General features: G+C 43.4%; 21 protein-coding genes and 1 tRNA gene. 13 read left to right on the top strand and 9 right to left on the bottom strand.

All coding sequences use genetic code 11. The features are described from left to right. Nucleotides 1-177: 177 nt before the first annotated feature. Nucleotides 178-390 carry a PspC domain-containing protein gene (locus AC5JPY_RS05535; RefSeq protein ID WP_443525704.1) on the bottom strand — a complete coding sequence of 71 codons (213 nt, stop codon included), beginning with the start codon at nucleotides 388-390 and terminating at the stop codon, nucleotides 178-180. A 609-nt stretch (nucleotides 391-999) separates the two neighbouring features. On the opposite strand from AC5JPY_RS05535, the gene nadR reads away from it, so the two are divergent. From nadR to AC5JPY_RS05550, 3 genes are all read left to right on the top strand, one after another. Next, entirely contained in the window at nucleotides 1,000-2,064 is a 1,065-nt protein-coding gene (nadR, locus tag AC5JPY_RS05540) for a multifunctional transcriptional regulator/nicotinamide-nucleotide adenylyltransferase/ribosylnicotinamide kinase NadR (RefSeq protein WP_443525703.1), read from the top strand. Nucleotides 2,065-2,173: 109 nt separating this feature from the next. Next, nucleotides 2,174-2,905: a nicotinamide riboside transporter PnuC gene (gene pnuC / locus AC5JPY_RS05545; protein ID WP_443525701.1), complete on the top strand. Its 732-nt coding sequence runs from the start codon at nucleotides 2,174-2,176 to the stop codon at nucleotides 2,903-2,905. 243 nt (nucleotides 2,906-3,148) lie between these two features. Further along, nucleotides 3,149-3,586 carry an Mpo1 family 2-hydroxy fatty acid dioxygenase gene (locus AC5JPY_RS05550; RefSeq protein ID WP_443525699.1) on the top strand — a complete coding sequence of 146 codons (438 nt, stop codon included), beginning with the start codon at nucleotides 3,149-3,151 and terminating at the stop codon, nucleotides 3,584-3,586. 177 nt (nucleotides 3,587-3,763) lie between these two features. Here the strand turns inward: AC5JPY_RS05550 and AC5JPY_RS05555 are convergent, their stop codons facing one another. The 3 genes from AC5JPY_RS05555 to AC5JPY_RS05565 form a co-directional block, all read right to left on the bottom strand. After that, the gene (locus AC5JPY_RS05555; protein ID WP_443525698.1) at nucleotides 3,764-4,375 is read right to left on the bottom strand and encodes a nitroreductase family protein; all 612 of its coding nucleotides are present in this window, start codon (nucleotides 4,373-4,375) and stop codon (nucleotides 3,764-3,766) included. A 148-nt stretch (nucleotides 4,376-4,523) separates the two neighbouring features. Next, complete coding sequence (locus tag AC5JPY_RS05560) at nucleotides 4,524-5,474, bottom strand: pirin family protein (RefSeq protein WP_443525697.1); 951 nt, start codon at nucleotides 5,472-5,474, stop codon at nucleotides 4,524-4,526. Between the two features lie 89 nt (nucleotides 5,475-5,563). Next, nucleotides 5,564-6,277, bottom strand: coding sequence for a pirin family protein (locus AC5JPY_RS05565; RefSeq protein WP_443525695.1), 714 nt, complete (start codon nucleotides 6,275-6,277; stop codon nucleotides 5,564-5,566). 159 nt (nucleotides 6,278-6,436) lie between these two features. Between AC5JPY_RS05565 and AC5JPY_RS05570 the strand changes: the two genes are divergently transcribed. After that, nucleotides 6,437-7,342 carry a LysR family transcriptional regulator gene (locus tag AC5JPY_RS05570; protein ID WP_443525693.1) on the top strand — a complete coding sequence of 302 codons (906 nt, stop codon included), beginning with the start codon at nucleotides 6,437-6,439 and terminating at the stop codon, nucleotides 7,340-7,342. Nucleotides 7,343-7,369: 27 nt separating this feature from the next. Here the strand turns inward: AC5JPY_RS05570 and AC5JPY_RS05575 are convergent, their stop codons facing one another. Together AC5JPY_RS05575 and AC5JPY_RS05580 are read right to left on the bottom strand one after the other, a co-directional pair. Then, the gene (locus tag AC5JPY_RS05575; protein ID WP_443525692.1) at nucleotides 7,370-8,773 is read right to left on the bottom strand and encodes a Na+/H+ antiporter NhaC family protein; all 1,404 of its coding nucleotides are present in this window, start codon (nucleotides 8,771-8,773) and stop codon (nucleotides 7,370-7,372) included. A 223-nt stretch (nucleotides 8,774-8,996) separates the two neighbouring features. Next, nucleotides 8,997-9,071 (bottom strand) — tRNA-Gly (locus AC5JPY_RS05580). A gap of 563 nt (nucleotides 9,072-9,634) precedes the next feature. Between AC5JPY_RS05580 and AC5JPY_RS05585 the strand changes: the two genes are divergently transcribed. From AC5JPY_RS05585 to AC5JPY_RS05600, 4 genes are all read left to right on the top strand, one after another. Further along, nucleotides 9,635-10,447 (top strand): M48 family metallopeptidase, encoded by an 813-nt coding sequence (locus AC5JPY_RS05585; protein ID WP_443525690.1) that lies wholly within the window; start codon nucleotides 9,635-9,637, stop codon nucleotides 10,445-10,447. 266 nt (nucleotides 10,448-10,713) lie between these two features. After that, nucleotides 10,714-11,034, top strand: a complete 321-nt coding sequence (locus AC5JPY_RS05590; RefSeq protein WP_443525689.1) for a BolA family protein — start codon at nucleotides 10,714-10,716, stop codon at nucleotides 11,032-11,034. Between the two features lie 74 nt (nucleotides 11,035-11,108). Beyond that, a complete protein-coding gene (locus tag AC5JPY_RS05595) occupies nucleotides 11,109-11,468 on the top strand; it encodes a SirB2 family protein (RefSeq protein WP_443525688.1) in 360 nt (119 codons plus the stop codon). A gap of 109 nt (nucleotides 11,469-11,577) precedes the next feature. Further along, a complete protein-coding gene (locus AC5JPY_RS05600) occupies nucleotides 11,578-11,979 on the top strand; it encodes a hypothetical protein (protein ID WP_443525687.1) in 402 nt (133 codons plus the stop codon). Between the two features lie 140 nt (nucleotides 11,980-12,119). Here the strand turns inward: AC5JPY_RS05600 and trxA are convergent, their stop codons facing one another. From trxA to AC5JPY_RS05615, 3 genes are all read right to left on the bottom strand, one after another. Then, the gene (gene trxA / locus AC5JPY_RS05605) at nucleotides 12,120-12,557 is read right to left on the bottom strand and encodes a thioredoxin (RefSeq protein WP_443525686.1); all 438 of its coding nucleotides are present in this window, start codon (nucleotides 12,555-12,557) and stop codon (nucleotides 12,120-12,122) included. A gap of 130 nt (nucleotides 12,558-12,687) precedes the next feature. After that, the gene (locus AC5JPY_RS05610) at nucleotides 12,688-13,308 is read right to left on the bottom strand and encodes a class I SAM-dependent methyltransferase (protein WP_443525685.1); all 621 of its coding nucleotides are present in this window, start codon (nucleotides 13,306-13,308) and stop codon (nucleotides 12,688-12,690) included. Between the two features lie 117 nt (nucleotides 13,309-13,425). Further along, the gene (locus AC5JPY_RS05615; protein WP_443525684.1) at nucleotides 13,426-14,298 is read right to left on the bottom strand and encodes an MBL fold metallo-hydrolase; all 873 of its coding nucleotides are present in this window, start codon (nucleotides 14,296-14,298) and stop codon (nucleotides 13,426-13,428) included. A gap of 186 nt (nucleotides 14,299-14,484) precedes the next feature. Between AC5JPY_RS05615 and AC5JPY_RS05620 the strand changes: the two genes are divergently transcribed. The 5 genes from AC5JPY_RS05620 to AC5JPY_RS05640 all read left to right on the top strand — a co-directional run bounded on the left by AC5JPY_RS05620 (nucleotide 14,485) and on the right by AC5JPY_RS05640 (nucleotide 18,963). Then, nucleotides 14,485-14,958, top strand: a complete 474-nt coding sequence (locus AC5JPY_RS05620; RefSeq protein WP_493852310.1) for an ArsR/SmtB family transcription factor — start codon at nucleotides 14,485-14,487, stop codon at nucleotides 14,956-14,958. A 54-nt stretch (nucleotides 14,959-15,012) separates the two neighbouring features. After that, nucleotides 15,013-16,722, top strand: coding sequence for a SulP family inorganic anion transporter (locus AC5JPY_RS05625; RefSeq protein ID WP_443525682.1), 1,710 nt, complete (start codon nucleotides 15,013-15,015; stop codon nucleotides 16,720-16,722). Nucleotides 16,723-16,980: 258 nt separating this feature from the next. Continuing rightward, a complete protein-coding gene (locus AC5JPY_RS05630) occupies nucleotides 16,981-17,307 on the top strand; it encodes a protein tyrosine phosphatase family protein (protein WP_319050883.1) in 327 nt (108 codons plus the stop codon). Nucleotides 17,308-17,374: 67 nt separating this feature from the next. Beyond that, nucleotides 17,375-17,707: a protein tyrosine phosphatase family protein gene (locus AC5JPY_RS05635; protein WP_443525681.1), complete on the top strand. Its 333-nt coding sequence runs from the start codon at nucleotides 17,375-17,377 to the stop codon at nucleotides 17,705-17,707. Between the two features lie 398 nt (nucleotides 17,708-18,105). Continuing rightward, nucleotides 18,106-18,963, top strand: coding sequence for a bile acid:sodium symporter family protein (locus tag AC5JPY_RS05640; protein WP_443525679.1), 858 nt, complete (start codon nucleotides 18,106-18,108; stop codon nucleotides 18,961-18,963). Nucleotides 18,964-18,981 lie beyond the last annotated feature (18 nt).

Raw genomic sequence — 18,981 nt, forward strand, 5'->3', positions numbered from 1 at the left:
AGACAAAAAAATACCCAAATGCGTGAGCATTCGGGCAGGAGGAAAGTTGTATCTTGGGCATCCTGATTATTCAGGCTTTTTATTTTTAAGGTACTGCTGTTCTTTTAACTGCATTTACAACTTAACGTTTTAACTTAGCGCTTTTAAATTCTAATTTCAAAACCTGCCAAAACACACTTACTGGTAAGACCCACTGCTGGCTTTTGGCATGATTATCCACAGTATGAGGTAAATCAAGATACCAGGTACTGCTGCACTCAACGATGAGATAATCACAAAAAGCAATCTAACCCACGTTGGCGACCAACCAACATACTCTGCGATCCCGCCCATTACGCCCGCTATCATACGATTGTTTTGTGAGCGATGTAATTTTGCTAACTTAGCCAAACTAAATACCTCTCTAACGTTTGTTTTTATATGTTTATTCTTTTTTTGCTTTTTTCTATATGTCAAAAAAACTTTGTGTTGCTAACTTATGAATAAGTATATCAACTCTTTAGTATTTATCTGTTGACGCTGTAGACGTACTTTGTGAGTTTATGATACCTAAGCTTACCCTAATCTGTCATAACTGCGCGCAAACCCCTGATTTTAAATAGTTATTTCAAAATGTTTCAAAATCACCTTTGTTGCTTAATCCTTACAACAACACCTTCCAATTCTTATTATTTTTTAATTTAATCAAAGAGATAAACAGTAATTTAATAACGAAAATAACCATCAATAGCTATCAAAAAATCTTCATCTGCCCAACCAGTTACCAGTAAATTACCAGCAAGCCACGCCCAACTTGCCATTGATAGATTCAATAAACTGTCCATTCAAAATAGCAAGTTGAAGATAGAATAATATGCAAAAAAGTCAGATATAGGTCAGGGTTACAATAACCTACCTGCAAATCCACCCAAACCTTTATACCATGCTGATAAACAACTCAGACTTTAGAAAACTCATCACAAAACTGAGACAGACTATAAAGATAAAACAAAAATAAGGATGACTATGTACGATACGGGATTGATGATTGGACATTTTGAGCCGCTACATTTGGGGCAAATGCGTAGCATATTAGAAGCAGCAGGACAGGCAAAAACCTTACACATTGTCATTATGGCGCATCCTTCCCCGCATCCAGATTTTGCTATTACGTTACAAGATAAGGCACGCTGGCTACAGATGGCCTGTGCAGACCTGCCATTTATTCATATTCATACGACTAATGAGCTCGAGTTGCCTCTTCATGAGCATCTTTATGATAGTAGTGAGGATATCCGTATTGATGTGGCTGCTAGCAACGCTAAATTGCAGCGTTTGATAGACGCACTAACACTACCTGCAGAGACCGTATTGTTCATAGCTGAAAACCACCCCCTTACGCAGAGCGATATACAGGATCAATTACTGTTTCCAGTTATCACCACTACGCTACAACCTGAGTTTGACTCTTATGCGATTGCTCGTGATCCAGTCGCCCACTGGTCAGCGATTCATCCAGAAGCCCGCGCTAACTATACCAAGACCGTTGCTATCGTTGGTGGGGAAAGCTCAGGTAAGACGACACTGGTACATAAGCTGGCTAATTATTACGGTGCTAGCTTTGCACTGGAGATGGGTCGTTTGTATGTCGGCACAGACTTGGGTGGTAGCGAAGTTGGCTTACAGTATAGTGACTATGGGCCGATTTCGCTTGATCATGCCCAGGCGATACGAGAAGCCAAAGTCCATGCAACTGCGCCTGTCACCATCGTTGATACTGACTTTGTGACCACGCAGGCATTTTGTGAAGAGTACGAGGGTCGCACCCATCCTTTTGTGGCTGCCTGTATTGATGAGTTTCGTGTAGACCACACCATTATGCTGGATAACAATACGCCGTGGATCGATGATGGCATGCGCTCTTTGGGTACGCCTGAGGCACGTGGACGGTTTGAACAGCGTCTGGTAGATATTTTTGCCCGTCACGATATCATACCGCATATGATAGACCAGCCTGATTATGATGCTCGTTATCAACAAGCGTTATTGTTTATCGATCAACATGTCTATGGCAAAAAGCCATAAAAAATTCAGAGTATATTTATAATAATTTATTTACGAGCGCATGTTATTCAGCTAGCGCATGAAAGTTAGCAACATATTGATATTAGTATTTATTTTAGAGGAAAAAATTATGCGTATTCAACTATTGGACAACATTACCGGAAAATGGGCAATGCAATGGATTATCATCTGGTTTATTTGCGGGGTCATTGCCTTGTCCGCAGGGTTTTGGCTCACCACCGACCATACCACGCTTGATTGGTTTTATTTGGCTGTCTCATTTATTGGCTTGGTTTGTGTGGTCTCGCTATCATTTCGCAAAAACGTCATGGGCAATGGTTTTGGGATGGGGGCAACCGCAGGTGAGGTTATCGTACAGGCAACGTCTGGCGCAGTGGGCTTAATGCTGGCACCACTTTTTAACTTTTTTACACACGTCTACGGTATTTTCTATTGGTCCAAGCACACGGATCCTGATGGCGATATGATCCCCAAGTCAGCGAGCAAAGCGGTTTGGTTGATCACTGCAACATTTATCATCATTGGTCTTGCGCTATTCCCTACTATCAACGATCTGCTAACGAGCTATGGCTATGCGGTCGTAGAAGATGACAACAGTAAATTTTTAGGGTTTATCTCCTTTTTTTGGATCAACGTCATTGCATTTGTGTTATCTATTACTGCACAGGCTGCCATGATTTTGCGTTACTCGTTTAACTGGTGGCTATGGATCATCGTGAACTTTGTCTGGCTCATTGTGAATCTCATGTCTGGTAACTATATTTTTGCTATTCAAACCATGGTTTATCAGGTCAATGCATTCGTCGGTCTGTACGAGTGGCATCGTAGCGAACGCGGTTAATAACATCAGTTACAAAAAACTGTATTAGACTTTAAGACACATAAGATTTGAAAATACATAAAATATTGAGTCAAATGTTGCCAACATGACATTAGCAACCTGTCCAAATTTGACTGTACCGTCTATGAGATAAAATGGTAGATACACGCGATTAATGCTACAACTGATATCAAACATCATATTGATATTTGAGTGAGTAACAAATATCAGCCCTCTATTTTAATCACTAACAGGGAGGTTAGTATGTCACGTCATCAACCCAAAATGTCTAAGCGTACGCTTGAGCAATGGCTTAGTGAGTACTCTGTCAGTCATCAGAACTTGGTCAATAAGAAAATCCATTGGCTATGTGTACCAACGATTTTTGTCAGCCTGTTAGGTATGGGCATGTCACTGTCTGTTTGGTTTACCTTAGTGCTCAGCGCCTTAGTGCTACTGTTCTATATGCGCTTATCGACGCCGCTGTTTTTGGCGATGGGTATGTTTATTCTTATCTGTTTGTCAGTAATGGCAGCTATGCCTTGGGGATTTAAGGCATGGGCAGCTGTCTTTATCGTCGCTTGGATTGGGCAGTTCATCGGTCATAAAATCGAAGGCAAAAAACCTTCATTCTTTAAAGATCTACAGTTCTTGATGATCGGTCCAGCATGGGTAGCCGACAGTTTAATGCAGCGCAAATAGCTATTATTCTGGCTGATGAATTTCGTAAATACCAAATTTTGCAAACATTCAGTATCGCTGCGCCGTCTTTAACCTTTATCATCAATAAAAAAAGCGCCACCTAACAATCAGGTGGCGCTTTTTTATATGTACTTAATCTAGGACGTTTTTTAAGTAAAAACAATAACGCCCTATATTTTAAGCACCAAAAACTTTTAGACGCTCGTCAACTGGCTTGAACGCTTTATCGCCTGCTGGCTGCTCGATTTTACCAAATACCAACTGGGCTTTGAGCTCCCAGTCTGCATCGATGTTCCAAGTGCTTGCAACTTTTTGATCAATCACTGGATTGTAGTGCTGTAAGTTTGCGCCAACCTCAATACTTGCAAGCGCCGTCCAAATAACGTACTGGTGCATTGCATTGGTCTGGGTTGACCAAATCGGAAAATTATCAGCATATAAAGGTGCCGCTTCTTGCATGCCTCTGACGACAGCCTGATCTTCAAAGAACAACACCGTACCAGCACCCGCTCTAAAACCAGCAATTTTATCTTTGGTAGATTTGAATGCTTCCTCGTCACCGACGATTACGCGCAATGCATCTTCAGTCATGTCCCACAATTTATGATGGTCATCACCGAATAACACCACAATGCGTGTTGACTGTGAGTTGAACGATGATGGTGTATGCAAGATAGCATGCTCCACTACTTTTACAACTTCATCATTAGATACTGGTAGCTGGTCGCTAAGGGCATAGATTGAACGGCGTTTTTCTGCTAACTGCTGTAATGTTTTTAGGTCTGACATAGTGTTGCTCCACGTTGTTAATATTAATAGTTGTTGGTATAAGTTATCGTTTTTTCTTTATTATAGGCTTAATGGTATTAAACCCATATGTCGTTTTTATCAAAAAAAATTATGAGTGTTCGTTGGATGGAAACTATCATTCGTGACGTTATCCTTTGAACCCTTCAGGCAATTCTGGCGCCACAAGACGGTTCATATCAGAATCGATCTCACCAAAGCGTTCATGACCATTGTTCCAATCGCTAATCGATTGCTTGAGCGCTTCTTTATTGTCAGCGACAAAATTCCACCACAGCAGTACCTTGTTATTCAAAGGCTCACCGCCAATAAACATCAGACGTGTGCCTTTTTTTGCTACCAATCTTATGCTGGTACTATTGGCGACATCTGTACGATGAAAACGTAACAGCTGGTTTTTTTGATAGACCTTACCTTCGGACTCCAGCTCACCAATAATAACCAAAACACCGTACTCGAAGCTGGCTTCTAAATCCAGTGTCACATCCCCATCTTCTAGGAAGTGCACATCGACACCGACCATCTTAGAGTACTGCAATGTTGGCGCTTGATAGTGCTCGCCTGAGGCAGCTGTATAGTCACCTGTGGTCAGAGTCAGCTCAACATTGTTTTCAGTCCATGTTGGCAGCTCTGGATAATGATTGAAACTGCGTTCAATCTGTTGGTCAGTAGGTAGGGCTATCCACAGCTGTACCATGTTCATATTGCGTATAGCTGTGCTTGAGTCAGTATCGCCTACATCATCACGTAAAAAGACGCTTTGTTCTGTGTGACTGATGCCTTGATTCAGTCCAGTACCTGCCGTCATGACATTAACTTGGTGTTTGGTGATGACTTGCTCACTACCTAAGCTATCTTTGTGTAATATCTCACCCTCTATCATCCAACTAAAGGTCTGTAGATTGGTGTGCGGATGACGTCCAACTTGCACCCCTGAATCATCTGACGCGAATTCGACCGGACCTGCATGATCCAAAAAGCACCAAGCACCGATGGGTTGTTTGCCTTTGTTCGGTAGCAATCGAGCGATAGGAACGCCGCCAACATCTGTCAATCGTGGCTCTAAAGTGCTAATAGTCATGACCCACCTCTTGGTATCTATAACATCAATACGGTTATTAATAATGAGTTGTTGATCGCTATCGTTTCTCTATAAAAAAGCAGTACTTCTTATAAAAAAAGCGGTACTTCCATCACCAATACTGTTGCAGCTGCTGGCACATCCATCGTAAAACTCTCAGTATCCCAAATACCCAAACCATCTCGACTGGCCAGAACATTATTATCTATCACGACTTGACCACTGATAACAAAAACATAGACACCGTTGCTAGGGTTTTTTAGTTGATAACTGCTCATCACCCCTTTATCAAATTCCCCTATGCTAAACCAAGCATCTTGATGAATCCAAACGCCTGCATCGTCAGCATTAGGCGACAGCACTTGATTGAACGCATTGGGTTGCATGATATCGCCCATAGGTATTTGCTGATATCGAGGGGCCACACTCATTTTATTTGGTATTACCCAAATTTGTAGAAACGCCATGTCCTCTTCATTATTACCATTCATTTCACTATGAGTAATGCCCGTACCTGCTGACATGACTTGGATCTCACCAGTCTCGATCATGCCTTCATTGCCGATATTGTCTTTGTGTGCAAGCTTGCCAGATAAAGGAATACTGATGATTTCCATATCACGGTGCGAATGCCTACCAAACCCATGACCACCAATGACAAAGTCATCATTGAGGACACGTAGAGCACCAAACCCCATACGCTCCCGGTTATGATAGTTAGCAAAGCTAAAGCTATGACGGCTTTTGAGCCAGCCATGATTGGCATCACCACGTGAGTCTGCTGCATGATAGATCGTTTTCATAATTTATCCTTAGCTATCAACACGTTTATCAGCTATGTATTTATTATTAATTAACGTCATTGAACAATAGATTCATTATAATTGTTGACTACAAAGAGATAAACAAGGATAAATGCAATTAACTATTCTCACTTTTAGAACAATCATAAGGTACCGATAATGGGACAACTAGAAGATATGGCGATGTTTGTACGCATTGTCGAAGCAGGTAGCATTACCAAAGCGGCTGAGCAGTTAAATATCGCAAAGTCAGCCGTGAGTCGCCGCCTCAAAGAATTAGAAACACGCCTAGGCAGCCAATTGATCAGCCGTACCACTCGCCACTCTAAATTAACTCAAGCAGGTGAGCAGTATTATCAGCAGGTAAATCATATCTTGCGCGCAGTCGATGCGGTCAACGAGCGTACCAGCGATGCACCTATGCGTGTCGAAGGCACGCTCAAAATGACAGCACCATTATCGTTTGGAGTCAGGCATCTAAATGATGTGATTGATGAGTATGCTAATCAGCACCCCAACCTAAGATTTGATTTAGATTTTTCTGATCGGCGTATCGACTTGATTGAAGAAGGCTATGAGTTGGCAATTCGCATCGGCGATCTGCGCGACTCTAGCTATCAGGCAAAACAGTTGGCGTTGATACGCTGTGTGATTTGTGCCAGTCCTGACTATCTGGCAAGGATGGGTGTACCCGAAACACTAGATGATTTGGACAATCATGAGCTGTTGCAATATAGTCTTGGTCAGACGAACAGTATAGAGCTAGTGGATGCTGAGGGCAAAAAACATTACCGTACTATCGATGCCAAAATAAAAGCCACTAATGGCGAGTTCTTAGTTGATTTGGCGGTAAAGGGACACGGCATTACCTTTGTGCCCACGTTTATTGCCTACAATGAACTGGCACGAGGTGAACTCGTACCTGTCTTCCAGCAGTACCAGTTGCCTGTGTTAAAAGCATATGCCGTTTATCCAAGAAACCGATTCTTATCGCAGCGTTGTCGTTATTTGATTGACTTTATTGCAGAGCGATTCGGCGATCATCCCTATTGGGATGAGTATTGATAGCACTATTAAATAGAACTGTAAGGGTTACGCTTCAATGCTCTTACCCTCTTTCATCCGACTAATCGTCAGCCCCGTAAAGCCAAACAGCAGCGTCAGTAACAGTGACAAATAACAGAAGAACGCATAAGGTAGATACTCTAATACTGGCACCCCTAGTGCCTGACTGATAAACACCCCGCACACACTCCAAGGCACCAGTGGATTAATCACCGTTCCTGCATCCTCAATCGTCCGCGACAAATTCTTCGGATGCAATTGCAGGCGCTCAAACGTCGACCGAAAGGCCGTACCTGATAATAGAATACTCAAATACTGCTCACCGATTAATACATTGATACTGAGCGCCGACATCGCCGCCGCAAAGATCGCTCGTCCTGAAGTGGTCAGTGTCTCTTTAATACCTGACAGCAGTGCTGGCAGAATCCCTAATGCCGTTAGTAACCCACCTAAACTTAGTGCCAGTATCACAATCGCCTGGGTAAAGAACATACTCTGTACACCGCCGCGCGACAGCATACCACCGACCTCCCCTAGCTCTAATGACTCAGCGGGTGCATATCCTGCAAACAGATACCCACCCAACTGACCAAAGCTTGGCGAGCTGTGTACATAAGTGATGATTAGTGCTGCTGCTATGGTACAAATAATCGTATAAATCGCATTAACCCGAAACAGTGCCAATCCTACCAATATCACAAAGGGTAGTACCGAATACCCATGTACCAAACCACTGTCTATCAGCTGTCCTTGTAATATAGTCACTTGACTCAGATCAGCGCTGGTCGTCTGCCCTGAGAACATCCAAAACAAGATGACTGTCAGTATCCATGCCGGTACAGTGGTATACATCATATTACGAATGTGCTCAAACAAATCAATACCCACCACTGAGGACGCAATGGTACAGGTGTCAGACAAGGGCGACATCTTATCACCGAAGAACGCGCCTGATACTACTGCCCCCGCCGCTATAGCCACATTGGCATCAAAGGCGTTACTCATCCCAATAAAGGCCACACCCAATGTGGCAGCAGTCGTCAAACTACTGCCTAGAGCAATACCGATAATAGAGGTTAAGACAAAGGCAGAGATATAGTAGTACTCAGGCGATATCAGCTGAAAGCCCACATACATAAGCGTGGGAATGGCCCCTGACATCATGAGAGCCGCCACCATAAGACCAATAAAGAAGAATAGGTAGATGGCACCGATACCGCGCATGACACCTGAGGCCATTTGCGCTTGCATGTCATCAAAGCTGAGTCCTTTAACCATACCGATAGCTAGCAATACACAGATGGCAAGGATAAGAGACAGGTGCGGTACCCAGCCAAAGCCAATCATGGTGATGCCCATAATAGCGATGACGATGGCGGATATAATAAAGGCGAGCTTGGCGCTGATCTCGGTGAGGGGTTTTGGTGGCATGAGGTGCCCTTATGTTGCCTACAGGTTTAAACTACGTATATGTCTAGGTTTATACGCCTGATCTGTCGCGATCATGACGGCTACTCTCTTTTGCTCTGTAGAAATTCCATTTTGACTTGCTATGTCTCTACTAGCTGCTTAGCTTATTTTTCAAGACAAATTTTAAGCATAAAAAAAAGCCTCACTATGAAGTGAGGCTTTTTGCGCTTTTTCAAGCCATATTTGGAGCGGGAAAAGAGATTCGAACTCTCGACCCCAACCTTGGCAAGGTTATGCTCTACCACTGAGCTATTCCCGCTTATTATCAGATCGTCGTGTTGTTAACAACTACTTCGTCTCGATAGGCTGGCTATTCTAGCAAATATTCTGTATGTGTCAACACCTTTTTTAAAATTTATATCTAATATTATCAACTAAGCCCCCTATAGTTTAGGTAAATAGACACAAACAATTGATTTAACAAAATAATTTATTTTTAAAAAATATAAATTATTTTGCATTAAATATCACAAACTACAGTCTCGCCCTGATGCTTCCTGCTATTACAACTTTCTATTCATCTAGTACTTTTCTTTCATATGGACTAATACAACTCTTATAAAAAAGAAGCAAAATCAGACCTTACTCACAGCAACATCTTGCTCACTTACAATCATAGGCTCTATTGTTACTTTTTCTACCTTGGTTTTAGTCAGTTAACATTATTATACTTATCTACAATAAGAGTTCAGGTAGACTTTCACTATCTATATGGATGAACAAACGTCAATAAAAGAGCAATAACAAACAGCGTTGTCATCTATTTTACTGTTATTTATTTTGTATGATTTTAATTTTACCGCTTATCGAGAGGATATTTTTATGAAAAAATTATTGACCACCACAGTGATGGCGGCTTCGTTGTCGGCACTGACATTAACCGGTTGTACGAGTACCACCAATACGGGTGCCGTTGGTGTTGATCGCCAGCAGTTATTATTGGTCTCTAGCGAGCAGGTGCTACAGCTATCAGCACAGAGCTACGCGCAGACATTACAAGAAGCAAGATCAAAAGGCGTGTTAGATACCAACACGGCTCAGCTCAATCGCCTAAAGAACATCGCGAATCGTTTGGTTGGTCAAGTAGGTGTTTATCGTACAGATGCGGCAAAATGGCAGTGGGAAGTCCACACAATCAAATCTGATCAGCTAAACGCCTTTGTAATGCCAGGCGGTAAGGTTATGTTTTATTCAGGTATTATCGATCGTCTAAACCTGACCGATGACGAGATTGCCGCTATTATGGGTCACGAAATCTCTCATGCATTGCGCGAGCACTCACGTGAACGTATCTCACGCGAGTATGCCACTCAGACAGGTATCGGTGTGGCAGCTAGCATCTTTGGTCTATCACAAGGTCAAGCTCAGATCGCAAGCGTAGCTGGTGATCTAGGGTTGAGCCGTCCGCACAGTCGTACTCAAGAAAGCGAAGCTGACCAAATCGGACTTGAGTTAATGGCGCGTGCAGGCTATAACCCGCAAGCTGCTATTACGCTATGGCAAAAAATGCAGCGTGCCAGCCAAGGCGAGCCACCTCAATTTTTGAGCACTCACCCAACGAGCAGCAGCCGTATCTCTGAGCTACAGTCGTTGATGCCAAAGGTTACGCCACTGTACCAACGATCGCGTCGTTAATACCTGATCGATTAATTACTCTGATGCATACTTAAGAGGCAAAGCTCAAGAGATGAAGCTCAAGAAGCTAAACTTAAGAAGCTAAGTGTATATAGTCTATAAAAGCAAAGTACAGCCAGTGCGCCGTGCTTTGCTTTTTTACTTGGCGCTAGGCATTGTATGCTTTTTAATCGTACGCTATACCGACTGCTGTCTCTGCTATAATGCCAGTAGATATCATTTGCAGATTGCCAATAGACTTGGGCAATATATATTGAAGGATTGTTATGAGTACCACACCTACCGCCGATGCACTTCATACTGAACTACAAGCGCTAGAGCCGCAGTATATCGAGCTAATCAATGAGTCGATGTCCCATGCTGGCTACTTTGAAGGCAAAGAGAGCCACTTCAAACTGACTATCGTCAGTGATGCTTTTGAAAGTAAGCGACTGGTCGGGCGTCACCAACTAATATATGGGTTAGTCAATTCCCTATTAACCTCACAAGGCGGTCAGGTACATGCGCTAGCCATTCACGCCTATACGCCAACAGAGTGGCAAGGTCAAAGCCCAGACAGTCCATTATGTGCGGGTCAAAACAAATAGCATGATGCACGTTTATAAAAATCAAACAGTTTAAATATGCCCGCATATCATAATGCAAAAGGGAGCAAGATTCGATGAAACATCTACACATGTTAATGGCAGCGCTGACCGTTATATTATTTCTATACCAAAGTTATTTAGTACTGAGCGCTGACAGGCGTGCACCGCGTGTGGTCAAAATAGCCACTCATATTATCTACGCTGTGCTCATCTTGTCAGGTGCCATAATGCTGATGCAGTTAATGAGTGCTAATGCCCCTGTACAGTGGGTGTTTGCTAAGATTATTTTGCTTGTTGCTGCTATTAGCTCTAGCATCAAAGCCTTTAATGCTAACGCAACCCCTGTTCAGAGAAAAACAGGCATTCTTATTGCTGCAGTTGCCTATCTTGGCATCGTGATACTTGCCTTTGCCAAACCAGCAAATTTATTCTGATTGTCTCTACCCTTTTAGTGAGTATTCGATATTTTTTAATATCTTAATGATGCGGTATTTGTTATCTTAAATAGACATAAATACAATCACTTAGCCTAATGGAGCCCTCATGAAAACGTTTACGACAGCGACCCTACTGGCAGCAGCTGGCATCTTTGCGCTCTCAGGCTGTGCTTCTACTGGTAATGTCACACCGCAATATGTCCCGCCAAGCACTTATCAAAATTATAATTGCCAAGCACTCAGTCAAGAGTACGCGCGCGTCAACCGTTATGTTGAAGCCGCTCGCAGTGAGCAATCTACCTTGTCAACTTCAGGCGTGGGTGTGGGCATTTCTGCAGGACGTTGGGGTATCTCTCCCAATATCAGCTTTGGTGTTGGCAAAAGCAACAACACCAAAGCACGCGATGCAAAACTCTCGCGTCTCTATGGTGAGCGTGATGCGATTGTCCAATCTGCTCGTATTCAGCGCTGTAGCTTTGCCAATGGCATCAAAATTTATGGTGAATAAAATCAAGCAAAAGCTCTCTACATAATTGAGACAGTGCGATAACAAGAAAAAAGCCAATACGCGATCCGCATATTGGCTTTTTTCTTGTTATCGCTTTTATGAGCACTGTCCTAATTTGACGCATACTGCTTTACTAAGCGCTACGCCTGCAAGCTTTGCACCCACTGCACTATTTGATGGCTTGGCAGTGCGCCTGATTGACGCGCAATCTCCTTGCCATGCCTAAAGGCCACCATCGTTGGCAGGCTGCGAATATTATAAGGAGCAGCAGCTTGCTCGTATTTATCCGTTTGCACTTTGGCAAAGACCACTTGCGGCAATTGACCAGCAGCCGCTTTGAATTCTGGTGCCATCATAATACATGGCTGGCACCAGCTCGCCCAAAAGTCTACGATGGTTAATACATCATTTTTTTGAATGACTTTACTGGTCGTTTGCGCGTTCAGCTCATGTGGACTGGCAGTCAATAATAGCTGGCTACATTTACCACATTTTGGTGCAGCACTTAGCCGTGCGGCAGGTACACGGTTGGTTGCTTGACACTGCAGGCATACTAAATGGAAACTTTGTTCGCTCATCATCTGATTCCTATTTTAATTATTCTAATCACTTTACTTTTTATAAGTTCGATATTGGTATTTATAACCCAAGCTCAACGTATAATCTACGCAGACAAATAATTTTAGCACAGTTCACTATTTTCCTTCTCTATGCTATTTGCTGTGCCACACCGCTATAGACATAGCTCATCGGTCGTGGACCAGGCAAATACGCTTCGCTCAATTTATCAATAGCAAACCCACCCGCTCTGATCAATGCTGGAATATCACGGTCTAAGTGACAACCGCCTGCTATTGGTTTCCAAAAAGGTGTCAAACGATGCTGCCAACGCTCAACAGTCAAGTCTGGTGCTAGCCCGTGCTCACAAAATAACAAGCGTCCATTAGGTTTTAGCACACGTGCCATTTCTTGAAGTGCAGCTACTGGATCGTCGATACTGCATAGGGTAAAAGTCATCACAATGGTATCGAATTGATCAGTTTTGGCATGAATACCTTGTACATCGACGGCTATTACCTCAACTGGAATATCAATGTTAGCCGCTCGCTCATGTGCAAGTGACTGCATTTGAGCTGCTGGATCGACACCGACAATGGCAGAGACTTTTTTGGTATCGTAAAATTGTAGATTCAGACCGCTACCAATGCCAATCTCCAACACCTCGCCGAACGCTTGCGGAACAATTTTGGAACGCGCTTTCATCACATTGCCTGTACTACAAGCGACATCTATCATTTTTGGTAGTACATAGCGCTCATATAGGTTCATTACTCTCTCCCTTTATCAACACCCTGAGCGCTTATAAGCATCTATACCAAACATACTGTATTGTGGAAAGAAGCGAGTCCCTCTTGTTGCTAACGGTCACTCATGACCCTGTCTGACTTACTCACCAAGCACATTAATCGGTACTTTCAGATAACGCGTACCGTTGTCTTCTGGCTCTGGCAAATGCCCTGCATCTATATTTACTTGTACTGCAGGAATAATCAGGCGCGGCATATCCAAAGTCGCATCACGGCGCTCACGCATATCTACAAACTCCGCTTCGTTGATGCTGTCTTTGACATGAATATTTTCTAGTTTTTGTGCCGCAACAGTAGTCGTTGGACAATGCTGACGCCCCTTGCTTGGATAATCATGACACAAATACATCACCGTATCTTCGGGAAGTGCCAATAGCTTTTGAATAGAGTGATAAAGCGTTTTGGCATCACCGCCTGGAAAGTCACAACGGGCAGTACCCACGTCAGGCGCGAACAAAGTATCACCAACAAAAATCACTGTTTTTTCTTCATCAGTAGCCATATATGCCATATCGGCACGGGTATGACCGGGTACATACAGCGCAGTAATAGTAATACTCCCCAGCGCTAGCGTCTGACCATCATCTGTCAAAATATCAAACTGACCAGCATCAGTACGGAACCTGCTGTCAAAATTAAATATTTGCTTAAATATTTTTTGTACTTCGGTAATATGCTGACCGATAACCAGCTCACCGCCAAGACTTTCTTTGACATGAATGGCAGCAGATAGGTGATCGGCATGGGCATGGGTCTCAATGATATATTTGAGTGTCCAGCCATGCTCACGGACAAATTCAATGACTTCATCAGCGCTACTGGTATTGGTTCTGCCCGACTTTGCATCAAAGTTTAGGACTGGATCGACAATGGCGCACAGTTGCTGCTCGACATCAGCGAGCACATGAGTATAGGTTTCTGTATCACTGTCTAAGAAAGAATGAACTTGCATGGTTACCTCTTTACTTATCTATGGAGTGTTTTCGTTATAGGGCGTTTATTATCTTTAATTAACCCTTAAGTATGATATTGAGTCGTATATAATGCTTGTTTGAACTTATAACTTATCTGTTATCACCAATATAACAACTGCAATACACTTTATCAATTTATATAATGTAAATAATGATATCTTGATATGCGGCGTGATATCATTGATAATCAAACATATATTATTGAAAATAATACGGTAGTCACTACCCTATTATATAAGGAGCTCACTCTGGCTACTTCACCTGCAGCAGCGGATATGTCTGCTCATAGCGCTAATGATGATATGTCATCTGATAACGCAGATTTTGCCTCTATTGATCTTGCCAAACAAATGCAACAAGCATCCATGCAAGCGAGTCAGTTGTTAAAATCACTCTCACACCCTGATCGACTGTTACTACTTTGTCAGTTGACCCAAGGCGAGTACTGTGTCGGTGAGCTTGAAGGCTTGGTCGGTGTTGGACAGCCAAGCTTGTCGCAGCAACTGGGTATCTTGCGTAAAGACCAGCTGGTAGCGACACGGCGCGAGGGCAAGCAGATTTACTATAGCATCGCAAGTGACGATGCCTTGGCTGTATTAGAGCTGCTTTATCAAAGATTTTGTGCCAAAGCGGAATAATGCCGTACTCGCCTAGCTGTCTTATGATGATTTTTATTTTGGTGATGTATTGATATGTCTTCTATCACTGGCCGTCTTATTCCTACTTGGCTGCGCCAATACCAGCTAACCGCATTGCCGACTGACCTTGTCGCAGGACTCGTGGTAGGCGTATTGGTGATACCGCAGAGCTTAGGCTACGCGGTACTTGCAGGGCTGCCACCTGTGTATGGTCTGTATGCAGCGATCGTACCTGTAATCGTCTATGCATGGCTTGGCTCTAGCAACGTACAGGCTGTCGGACCTGTCGCTATTACCGCTATTATGACGGCGAGCGGTCTGCTACCCTACGCTGAGCAAGGCTCAGAGCAGTACGCACTGATGGCAAGCCTACTGGCATTGATGGTAGGCGCACTACTATGGATTGCTGGACGGCTGAAGCTTGGCTGGATCATGCAGTTTATTAGTCGCGGCGTTTCAGCAGGATTTGTGAGCGGAGCTGCAGTACTGATCTTTGTCAGCCAACTCAAGTACCTGATGGCAATTCCCATCACTGGTAACAGCTTGGTCGGTTATTTATCTACCATGCAGCGCTATGCCAGTCAGTTACATCCTTTGACTTTGGTTATTGGTGTCATTGCTTTTGCGCTCTTGGTGGCTAATCGCTACGCCAGTGAGTGGGTATGGCGAACGTGGCTATCGGCATCGTATGCCAAATGGGCAGAGCGTCTATTTCCACTCGTCTTACTTGGCTTTGCCATCGTTCTGAGCATCGTAATGCACTGGAGCGCACTGGGTGTTGCCACTATTGGTCGTATTCCGCAAGGATTACCGAGCTTTACGCTGCCGCATGTGACAGACTTACAAGAAGCGCTCAAGCTCTTGCCAACAGCAGGCTTGATGGCGCTGATCGTATTTGTATCTAGTAGCTCAGTGGCCAGTACCTATGCACGCTTACGGGGAGAGCGGTTTGATGCCAATCATGAGCTGACTGGCCTTGGTCTGGCCAACCTATCTGGCGGACTGTTTCAGAGCTTTGCTATTGCAGGCGGTTTCTCACGTACGGCTATCAACGCAGATTCAGGAGCCAAAACGCCGCTTGCCAGCCTAGTGACGGTACTGGTGATGATTGCGGCCTTGATAGCCTTTAGCAATGCGCTTGCCCCTCTGCCTTACGCCCTACTGGGTGCCACTATTATGGCATCCATCATTGGGCTGATAGATATCACGACTCTGAAGTCTGCTTGGCAGCGTGATCGCTTAGATGGCGCCAGTTTTTTGGCCGCGTTCATTGGTGTGCTGATATTTGGACTCAATACAGGTCTGGTCATTGGGCTGATGGTGTCGTTTGCGAGCCTTATATGGCAATCAAGCAAGCCGCATGTGGCTATCGTTGGACAGTTGGGTGGTAGCGGACATTTTCGTAATATCAATCGTCATGATGTGGTGACTTTTGATAATTTACTGATGCTACGTATCGATGAGAGTCTATTCTTTGGTAATAGTGAGTCCGTACATCGTCGTATTCTAAATGCTATGCAGCAGTATCCAGCAGCACACGAGGTCGTATTGATTATGGCGGCGGTCAATCATATCGACCTGACCGCGCAAGAAATGCTCAGTACTCTAAACCAAGAGCTTGCACTACAAAATAAGCGTCTGCATTTTAGCTTTATCAAAGGGCCTGTCATGGATGTTATCGGTCAAACGCCACTGATTAGTGAGTTATCAGGGCAGGTCTATCTGAGTACCTTAGATGCCGTCGATGCTTTGAAAAACATTTGACGATGACATGATGTGCATCTTCTTTAGAATGTGTGTGTCTTTTAGAGCATAACTGGCCATAGCATCCATCGCACAATATCGCTACGATAGAGCCTGTGTTATGCTATACCGACTATACAGAGCTCACAGTACACAGCTAACCATACACAGACAGCTACTGGCTCACAGCTTTAGTCTCAACGAGACTGACCTGTCTTTTGATTGTCATGACCTACCCTTTAATACTATAACTATTCACAACAATAATTGACGCGACTTATGACCGACGACTTAACGATTTACAAGCAGATATATCCAAGCCAATGTATCAAAATTGCCGAGCTTGGCTACCGCTCAGTGCTCAATATACGTCCAGATGCTGAGATTGAGACACAACCTGATAGCTGTGATTTGGCAACTGCGACCAAGGAAGCAAACCTAACTTATCATCATCTCCCATTTGATGATGAGCGCCTAAGTATGCTGACCGTAGAACAGTTTGCTGACTTTTATCACGCAATGCCGAAGCCTATATTGATGTTTTGTGGCACTGGGGCGCGTGCCAAACTACTGTACCAAAGCGCATTGATGCAAGGTCTACTATAACCAACTCTATTGCCCAACCGATTAATCTAATTATAATACCAACCAAACCCATAAAAAAGGAGCTCCTATGAGCCATGAAGTTAGCTTTGCCGGACAGATCACCCCTGACCAAATGCCTATGATTGCCGAGAACGGTTTTAAAACCATTATCAATAATCGTCCAGATGGTGAAGAGCCGGGTCAGCCTACCAGTGCAGAGATTGAAGCCGCGGCTAAAGAAGCGGGGCTCGCGTATAAAGAAGTATCATTCGCTGGTAGCGAGCTCAATCAAAACCATGTCGAAGAATTCGCTGATTTCTTTAACCAAGCTGAGCAGCCAATGCTCATCTTTTGCCGTACTGGCAATCGCTCAACGGGTATCTATGAAGCTGCGAAACGTATGGATTTGTTAGATGACTAGAGCCATAAGAATCTTAGGTGATTAAAATATTTAGCCCACAAAACCTTGTGGGCTTTTTATTATGCTTAAAAACGCATTACACGCAGACAGCGCAAAAGGCTCTTAATACTACTTAAGAACCATCATAGTCACAACAAGTGGGTTACTAAGTAAGTGTAATAGAGCTATTATCATTCAGAGCACTTAATCTCTTTGAGTGATTAAGACAACTAAGTATGTCATTAGCATTAGAATCAGCTCTTTTATACTTAAATATCTATGTCACTCAATATCTGGACAATCAGTTGTTTAAAAACATGGAATGTGAGTAGCTGCATAGGGGGACAATGCCCTCCCGCTACTATTGATTCTCAACGAGCCATCTTTATATGGCACTTTAGTTTTACAAGGAATGTTTAATGAATAATACTGCGCTAGCATTACTCCCACTAGCACTTGCCTATATTATGTTTACCCTAGGAGCAGGGTTAAAACTTAGTGATTTTAAAGTCATTGCTAAATATCCAAAAGCGTTCTTTGTCGGCTTGATTAATCAAGTTGTGCTGGTACCTTTGGTTGCATTAGCAGTCGTATTAGTGATGACGCCGCCGCCCGCCATTGCTTTTGGGATTATGCTTATTAGTTTTTGTCCAGGCGGCGTCACCAGCAATATGCTGACCTATTATGCCAAAGGCAATGTCGCACTCTCTATCGCATTGACAGGAGTGGTCAGCATATTGTCTGTGATTACGCTCCCTATTTTAATCACGTTGGCTTTCGATCATTTTATGCAAGATCAAGCGAACTCTATTAGCGCCATCAAGATTGGTCTAGTCATGTTCTTATTAACCACATTACCAGTGACGCTTGGTATGCTCGCTCGCTATAAATTTACTGATTTTATGGTACGTCGCAGCAGCCTTCTTAATGGTTTAGCTAGTGTATTTTTTGTATTGATTGTCTTTGCTGCTATTGCCTCTAACTGGCAATTACTACAGTCACAGTTCACCCAAATTGGGTTAGAGCTGGTCTTTATGATTGCTATTTTATTTGCTATTAGTATCCTAATCTCTAGAGTCCTAAAGCTCAGCTGGTTTGATACAAAAACCATCTCGATAGAGACCAGTATTCAGAACAGTACAACCGCCATTACTTTAGCGCCTATTATTATGGGTGTAAGTACTCTGCCAGTGATTGCACTGCCCGCTGCCTTATATGGTGTGCTGATGTATGTGGTTGCGCTTCCCATCATTGCTTTGATCAAAAATAAAAACTGATGATAACGTACATAGAAA

Source organism: Psychrobacter sp. H27 (assembly GCF_059072655.1).